Raw genomic sequence first — 6099 nt, forward strand, 5'->3', positions numbered from 1 at the left:
GGTTGAAGTACAGGCCGTCCAGCAGGCTCTTCGCGGACTCCACGGTGGGAGGCTCGCCCGGGCGCTGGCGACGGTAGATCTCGAGCAGCGCGTCCTCGCGGGTCGTCGCGACGTCGCGCTCCAGCGTGGAGCGGACGATGTCGGAATCGCCCAGGAGGTTCATGATGTCGTCGTCGGTCTCGGCGATGCCAAGGGCGCGCAGGAACATCGTCGCGCTCTGGCGGCGCTTGCGGTCGATGGAGACCACCAGGTGGCCGTGCTTGTCGACCTCAAACTCGAGCCATGCGCCACGCGCGGGGATGAACTGCACGTGGTGCACCTCGACGCCGTTGTCCATCTCCTCGGAGAAGTACACACCCGGGGAGCGGACCAGCTGCGACACGACGACGCGCTCGGTGCCGTTGATGATGAAGGTGCCGCTGTCGGTCATCAGGGGGAAGTCGCCCATGAAGACGAGCTGCTCCTTGATCTCGCCCGTGTCGCCGTTCACAAAGCGAACGTCGACGAAGAGCGGCGCCTGGTACGTGATATCCTTGGCACGGCACTCGGCGATGTCAGCCGGCGCGTCGCCAAACTGATGCTCCCCAAAGGTGACCTGCATGTTCTTTGCGGCGTTCTCGATGGGAGAGAACTCGGCAAAGCACTCGGCCAGGCCTTCGGTCATGAAGCGGTTGAAAGACTCCTTCTGTACGGAAATGAGGTTGGGCAACTCCATCGCACTGGGGATCTTGCTGAAGCTCACGCGCTTGCGTTGCTCCTTCTGTGCGGGCTGGGAAGACTTTGCGGTAGGCACCAGGCACTTCCTCCTTCGACGAGATAAAATGCGGCAGTTGTCGCAATCTAATAACTTAACGAAATTGGGATTCCAGGTCAACATTCGGTCTTGACATTCTCGACCAGATTAACTAGCAGAGAAGAACAGCCCATTTACCTGCGACTTTGTAAATTCAAATTGTGGGTTGTTTGTGATTGCGAGTTATGCATCCCGCTCTTCTCGCCCACCGGGACGCGGGTCTTTTTTCGCTCCCCGCTTCCCCGCCGCCAAAGTCCCGACACATAGGAAAGGGGACCAAGCCCGAAGGCTCGGTCCCCCATGGTGCAAAAAGGATTGGGCTCCAGTTACTTCAGGGTAACGGTAGCGCCGGCCTCCTCGAGCTGCTTCTTGGCGGCCTCGGCGTCGTCCTTCTTGGCGCCCTCGAGGATGACCTTCGGGGCGGACTCGACGGCCTCCTTGGCCTCCTTCAGGCCAAGGGAGGTGAGGGAGCGGACGACCTTGATGACGGCGATCTTGTTGGAGCCGAAGGAGGTCAGCTCAACGTCGAAGTTGGTCTTCTCCTCGGCGGGAGCGGCGTCGGCCGCGGGAGCGGCAGCAGCGACGGCGACGGGGGCAGCAGCGGAGACGCCGAAGACGTCCTCCAGCTCGTGAACCAGCTCGGAAAGCTCGAGAGCGGGCATCTCCTTGAGGGCCTCGATGATCTCATCCTTGGTGACAGCCATGTCAATTCTCCTTTGTCAGTGGGCGCGTTCCATGCGCCCGTCATGCTTGTTGTTACGTGGTGCGGTGCTGCTAGGCAGCGTTCTTCTGATCCGCGATGGCGTCCAGAACGGTCGCGAGACCCCTTGCGGGACCAGCGCAGACCTGGGCAATGCCGGAAAGCGGGCTTGCGATGACGTAAACCAGCTTCGCCATGAGCTCCTCGCGAGAGGGGAGGTCGGCGTAGGCCTTTGCCTGCTCGGCCGTGAGGGCCTTGCCGTCGGCGATGGCGCCGAGCCACTCGATCTTCTTGAAGGCCTCGGACTCCTTCTTGATGACCTTGGCGGCCTCGACGGGGTCGTTCTCGTAGAACACGTAGGCGACGGTACCAGCGACGTCGACCTCGGGCATCTCGGCCTGCTTGAACGCGATCTTTGCGATGTTGTTCTTGAAGACCTTCATGTGAGCGCCGGCTGCGGTCAGCTTGCGACGCAGGTCCTGCGTCTCCTTGACGGTGAGGCCGCGGTAGTCGATGAAGAAGACACCCTTGGAAGCCTCGATCGCCTCGTTGACCTTGGCGAGCATTTCCACGTTCTTGTTGTTGGGCATGTGTTACACCTCCTTGTTTTGTTCGGGCACATGCCGCCGACGCGGCGGGCCTTCACAAAATAAGACCCCGCTTGGCGCAGCCAAAGCAGGGTCCAAGAAGTCATTCCAAGACCACCTCGGCCGGCGGGAGGATTCCCTTTGAGCCCCTGCGGGCACCTGCTGTCTTTGGCAGCGGTACGTGCTGTGTGTAATCGCGCAATCGCTTGCGCAGAGGGTATTGTCACACCCTGGCCCGCGGCCGTCAAGCGAGGCGCTCGCGTTCTTCTCGCCTCTTCTCTTCCCCTCCACAAAAGGGGCGAGAAGAACGGGGCGCTTCGCGTTGCCGCGGCGCCAAGACCACACCCCACGCGGCGTCGCTACAAGAAACCGGGTCGGAGCGAGTCCGACCCGGTCATGGCGCAAGAACTGTTACCTAGCTAGGCTTGGCGTTACTCCGCGAGGAAGTCGCGGGTGACGGTGGTGTCGACCTTGACGCCAGGGCCCATCGTGGAGGAGAAGGCCACGGACTTGACGTAGCGGCCCTTCGCGGTGGACGGCTTCACGCGCAGGATCTCGGTGTAGAGGGCAGCGTAGTTCTCGACGAGCTGCTCGACGGTGAAGGAGACCTTGCCCATGGGGACGTGGCAGATGCCGTAGCGGTCGGCGCGGTACTCGACACGACCGGCCTTGAGCTCCTTGACCATCTTCTCGACGTCCATGGTGACGGTGCCGAGCTTGGGGTTCGGCATGAGGCCACGGGGACCGAGGATGCGGCCGAGGCGGCCAACCTTGCCCATGAGGTTCGGGGTCGCGATGACGGCGTCGAAGTTGATGTTGCCCTTCTGGATCTCGGCGACCAGGTCGTCGGAACCGACGATGTCGGCACCAGCGGCCTCGGCCTCGGCGGCCTTGGCGCCCTCCGCGAAGACGGCGACGCGGACGGTCTTGCCGGTGCCGTTGGGCAGGGAGATGGAGCCGCGGACGTTCTGGTCGGCCTTGCGGGTGTCGACGCCCAGGCGGATGGAAGCCTCGACGGTCTCGTCGAACTTGGCGGTGGAGAGCTCCTTCACGAGCTCCATGGCCTTCTTGGGGCTGTAGACCTCGGCCTTGTCGTACTTAGCCGTAGCGTTGTTGTAGTTCTTTCCGTGCTTCGCCATTTCATTACCTCCTGTGGTCAACGGGCGGCGTGGCCCTCCCACATCGTTGGCGGATGTCCCGCCCTAAACGTACGCGCGAGCGTTGCCCGCGCGCTTGGAACCAAAGCTACTCGGCGACGGTGACGCCCATGGAGCGAGCGGTGCCGGCGACGATCTTCTTGGCGGCCTCGATGTCGTTGGCGTTGAGGTCCGGCATCTTGATCTCGGCGATCTTGGTGAGCTGCTCCTGGGTGAGCTGGCCGACCTTGTCGCGCTGGGGAACGCCGGAGCCGCTCTTGATGCCGAGCTCCTTCTTGATGAGCTGGGCCGCGGGAGGGGTCTTGCACACGAAGTCGAAGGTACGATCCTCGTAGACCGTGATCTCGACAGGGATGATGTCGCCCTTCTTGTCAGAGGTGGCGGCGTTGAATGCCTGACAGAACTGCATGATGTTGACCTGGGCGGCACCGAGTGCGGGGCCGACGGGAGGCGCGGGGTTGGCAGCGCCGGCAGGAATCTGGAGCTTGATGAAGTGGGTAACCTTCTTGGCCATTGTTGTCTCCTAGACGGAAGTTGCGTTCTTATCTCTACCGTCCCCCGAGAAGCAATCCTCACCGATACGGGGAACGAATGGTACCTAAGCGATGATCGAGATCTGGTCGAGCGTGAGCTCCACGGGGGTCTCGCGACCGAAGATCGTGAGCATGACCTTGACTTTTCCGGACTCTGCGTTGACCTCTGACACGGAGCCGTCGAAGTCCGCGAGCGGACCGCTGACGACCTTGACGGACATGCCCGGCTCGATGTTGGTGGTCATGGTGACGTGCTTCTGCTGCTTCGCGCCAGAGGGCTGGTTGCGATGCATGATCTTGTTGAACTCGGACCTGCGCAGCGGAGCGGGCTTGCTGCCGTCGAGGCCCACGAACCCGGTGACGCCCTCCGTCTGCCTCACGACGGTCCAGGTGTCGTCGTTCATCTCCATGCGGACGAGCACGTAGCCAGGGAAGATCTTCCGCTCCTTGGTCTCGCGAGCTCCGCCATCCTTGATCTCGGTGACTTCCTCGGTGGGAATCTGAACGTCCACGATCTGGTCGCTCATGCCGAAGGCCTCGACGCGGTGCTCAAGGTCGGTCTTCACCTTGTTCTCGTAGCCGGAGTAGGTGTGAACCACGTACCAACGCTTAGCCATGTCTTACCCCCGAAGTCCCGTGAAGCCGGCGAGCACGGCGACGAAGCCCGTGTCGACGAGCCAGACGCACACGCCAAAGACGATCAGCATCACGATGACCGCGATGGAGTAGCTGCGGAGCTCGTTCTTGTCCGGCCACACGACGCGGTGCATCTCCGCCTTGACGGCGGAGAAGTACGAGCGGATGCGCCCCTGCTTCTTCGCCGGCTTGCTCTCGGCCTTCTTGGTAGAGGCCTTGGCAACCGCAGCGTCAGCCTTCTTGGCCTGCTCCTTAGAGCCTGCCTGCGAAGCGGCGCGCGTTGCCTCGAGCTCGGCACGCTCTGCCGCGCGGGCCTTACGTGCGCTTCTCTTCTGACGCTCCTTCTTTGCCATCAAAACCCCTGTTCATAGAAACCGGCTAACCCCAGGAAGGAGGATAGCCGGTGGTGTAATCTGGCAGGCCAGGAAGGACTCGAACCCTCAACAAACGGTTTTGGAGACCGCCGCTCTACCATTGGAGCTACTGGCCTGTGTTGACCCTAGTTTAGCGGGTCTCCCTGTGAAGGGTGTGCTTGTGGCACCACGGGCAATATTTCTTCAACTCCATGCGATCAGGAGTGTTGGACTTGTTCTTCTTCGTGGTGTAGTTGCGACGCTTGCACTCAGTGCATGCAAGGGTAACGAGTGTACGCATTGATCCTCCTGTAGATAACCGCCACGGGACTACCCCAGCGTCGGCGATGGTATACGCTACCATTCGATGGTTCGTTCTGTCAAGCACGTGTCAATCGTACTTCTCGGCTCGACAAAACCACCAAATATCAGCGCATACAGGGAACGGGCAAGCGGACAAGAAGACCCGACGCCCCTTTCGGGGCGCCGGGCCCAGACTATCGTCGAGAAGAACTAGGCGATGATGGTGGCAACACGGCCATCGCCGACGGTGTGGCCGCCCTCGCGGATAGCGAAGCGCAGGCCCTCCTCCATGGCGATCGGGTGAATGAGGTCGCAGTGGATGGTGATGTGGTCACCAGGCATAGCCATCTCAACCTTGTTGCCGTCAGAGTCGGTGAGCTCGGTGATGTCGCCGGTCACGTCCGTGGTGCGGAAGTAGAACTGGGGACGATAGCCAGAGAAGAACGGGGTATGACGGCCGCCCTCCTCCTTGGTCAGGACGTAGATCTCGCCGGTGAACTCGTGGTGAGGGGTGACGGTGCCGGGCTTGCAGAGAACCTGGCCGCGGACGACGTCCTCGCGCTTGATGCCACGGAGCAGGATGCCGACGTTGTCGCCAGCCTCGCAGAAGTCGAGGGTCTTGCGGAACATCTCGATGCCGGTGGCGGTAGAGGTCTGGGTGTCCTTCAGGCCAACGATCTCGACCGGGTCGTTGAGCTTGAGCTCGCCGCGCTCGACACGGCCGGTGACGACGGTACCACGGCCGGAGATGGTCATGACGTCCTCGATGGCCATCAGGAACGGCTTCTCGTTGTCACGCTTCGGCGTCGGGATGTAGGAGTCAACGGTGTGCATGAGCTCGATGATGGAGTCGACCCACTTCTGCTCGCCGTTGAGGGCGCCAAGAGCGGAACCGCGGATGATGGGGATATCGTCTCCGGGGAAGCCGTACTCGGACAGGAGGTCACGGGTCTCCATCTCGACGAGGTCGATGAGCTCCTCGTCGTCGACCATGTCGCACTTGTTCAGGAAGACGACGATGTACTTGACGCCGACCT

Annotated in this window: 8 protein-coding genes, 1 tRNA gene and 1 pseudogene; all 10 read right to left on the minus strand. The window is 61.8% G+C overall.

Translation table 11 applies throughout. From position 1 onward, the window contains the following. A pseudogene (locus tag ACI38Z_RS00695) lies at positions 1–793 on the minus strand (DNA-directed RNA polymerase subunit beta); the annotation flags it as partial. Between the two features lie 326 nt (positions 794–1119). After that, on the minus strand, positions 1120–1497 hold the full coding sequence (gene rplL, locus ACI38Z_RS00700; protein ID WP_439788272.1) for a 50S ribosomal protein L7/L12: 378 nt from the start codon (positions 1495–1497) through the stop codon (positions 1120–1122). 70 nt (positions 1498–1567) lie between these two features. Beyond that, positions 1568–2083 carry a 50S ribosomal protein L10 gene (rplJ, locus tag ACI38Z_RS00705; protein WP_439788273.1) on the minus strand — a complete coding sequence of 172 codons (516 nt, stop codon included), beginning with the start codon at positions 2081–2083 and terminating at the stop codon, positions 1568–1570. A 428-nt stretch (positions 2084–2511) separates the two neighbouring features. Then, positions 2512–3219 (minus strand): 50S ribosomal protein L1, encoded by a 708-nt coding sequence (rplA, locus tag ACI38Z_RS00710; RefSeq protein WP_439788274.1) that lies wholly within the window; start codon positions 3217–3219, stop codon positions 2512–2514. A gap of 106 nt (positions 3220–3325) precedes the next feature. Beyond that, positions 3326–3751 carry a 50S ribosomal protein L11 gene (rplK, locus tag ACI38Z_RS00715; RefSeq protein ID WP_439788275.1) on the minus strand — a complete coding sequence of 142 codons (426 nt, stop codon included), beginning with the start codon at positions 3749–3751 and terminating at the stop codon, positions 3326–3328. A gap of 84 nt (positions 3752–3835) precedes the next feature. Beyond that, the gene (gene nusG, locus ACI38Z_RS00720; RefSeq protein WP_439788276.1) at positions 3836–4387 is read right to left on the minus strand and encodes a transcription termination/antitermination protein NusG; all 552 of its coding nucleotides are present in this window, start codon (positions 4385–4387) and stop codon (positions 3836–3838) included. Positions 4388–4390: 3 nt separating this feature from the next. Continuing rightward, on the minus strand, positions 4391–4759 hold the full coding sequence (gene secE, locus ACI38Z_RS00725; protein WP_439788277.1) for a preprotein translocase subunit SecE: 369 nt from the start codon (positions 4757–4759) through the stop codon (positions 4391–4393). Positions 4760–4820: 61 nt separating this feature from the next. Beyond that, positions 4821–4896, minus strand: a tRNA-Trp gene (locus ACI38Z_RS00730). Between the two features lie 14 nt (positions 4897–4910). Then, a complete protein-coding gene (gene rpmG / locus ACI38Z_RS00735) occupies positions 4911–5123 on the minus strand; it encodes a 50S ribosomal protein L33 (RefSeq protein ID WP_439788279.1) in 213 nt (70 codons plus the stop codon). A gap of 149 nt (positions 5124–5272) precedes the next feature. Next, a partial coding sequence (locus tag ACI38Z_RS00740; protein WP_439788278.1) for an EF-Tu/IF-2/RF-3 family GTPase occupies positions 5273–6099 on the minus strand: 827 nt, incomplete at its 5' end.

It is taken from the genome of Parafannyhessea sp., assembly GCF_051876455.1.
Lineage (GTDB): Bacteria > Actinomycetota > Coriobacteriia > Coriobacteriales > Atopobiaceae > Parafannyhessea.

Excerpts from the sequence above, each read along its gene's own strand:
- nusG (WP_439788276.1), bottom strand. The coding sequence starts at position 4,387 with ATGGCTAAGCGTTGGTACGTGGTTCACACCTACTCCGGCTACGAGAAC.
- rplJ (WP_439788273.1), bottom strand. The coding sequence starts at position 2,083 with ATGCCCAACAACAAGAACGTGGAAATGCTCGCCAAGGTCAACGAGGCG.
- rplL (WP_439788272.1), bottom strand. The coding sequence starts at position 1,497 with ATGGCTGTCACCAAGGATGAGATCATCGAGGCCCTCAAGGAGATGCCC.
- rplA (WP_439788274.1), bottom strand. The coding sequence starts at position 3,219 with ATGGCGAAGCACGGAAAGAACTACAACAACGCTACGGCTAAGTACGAC.
- rplK (WP_439788275.1), bottom strand. The coding sequence starts at position 3,751 with ATGGCCAAGAAGGTTACCCACTTCATCAAGCTCCAGATTCCTGCCGGC.
- rpmG (WP_439788279.1), bottom strand. The coding sequence starts at position 5,123 with ATGGTAGCGTATACCATCGCCGACGCTGGGGTAGTCCCGTGGCGGTTA.
- secE (WP_439788277.1), bottom strand. The coding sequence starts at position 4,759 with ATGGCAAAGAAGGAGCGTCAGAAGAGAAGCGCACGTAAGGCCCGCGCG.